General features: G+C 70.5%; 2 protein-coding genes. Both read right to left on the minus strand.

Annotated features, from left to right (window positions below):
• Window positions 1-277 (minus strand): Rv2732c family membrane protein (locus tag IJ15_RS0124310; protein WP_031940889.1); only part of this gene is annotated, 277 nt, incomplete at its 3' end.
• A partial coding sequence (locus IJ15_RS0124315; protein WP_031940890.1) for a PepSY domain-containing protein occupies window positions 274-651 on the minus strand: 378 nt, incomplete at its 5' end. The genes IJ15_RS0124310 and IJ15_RS0124315, both read right to left, overlap by 4 nt.

A 651-nucleotide genomic window follows, 5' to 3' on the forward strand; every position in this document is an offset into this window, starting at 1 on the left:
CCCAGCGGCGGGTCCACGCCGCGAGCGCGGACGCCCCGATCCCGAACACCACCACGAACCAGGTGAACAGCCGGGCCAGCGCCGCGACCTCGTCGTGCCCGCCCCCGAGCACGTGCCACGCTCGCAACCCGTCGACCTGCGGGGCGGCAAGCGCGATCAGGAGGATCAGCACGGCGGCCGCGATGAACGGTCCGCGACCACGCGGATCGACCTCGCGGGCGACCCGCGCCTCGATCATCGACAGCTCACGCCGCAGCAGCGACAGGTCCTCACTCACCGGGTCACCCCGGCCGATGCTCGTCTGCGTTGAAACACGCCGACGACGATATCGACGACGACAAAAGCAAGGAGGCTCAGCCCCAGCAGCGGCACGAACCAGCCGACGAGTACGGTGCCCGCCATCAGCGCGACCGCGGTAGCCGGGTGCAGGCCTCGCAGTGTGCCACGGGCAGGCGGGCGCCCCCACCGCCGCGCGCCACGGGTCGGACGACGCCGCCACCACATGATGTACCCGAGCACGATCATCACCAGCAGCGCGATCGCCAACGCCGCCAGCGCGATCTGGTTGAGCAGACCGAACAGGATGCCCATGTGCAGCGCAATGCCCCAGTTGGTCAGTTTCGCGGCGAGCGGCCAGTCGGCAAAGCGGGA

It is taken from the genome of Prescottella defluvii, assembly GCF_000738775.1.
Lineage (GTDB): Bacteria > Actinomycetota > Actinomycetes > Mycobacteriales > Mycobacteriaceae > Prescottella > Prescottella defluvii.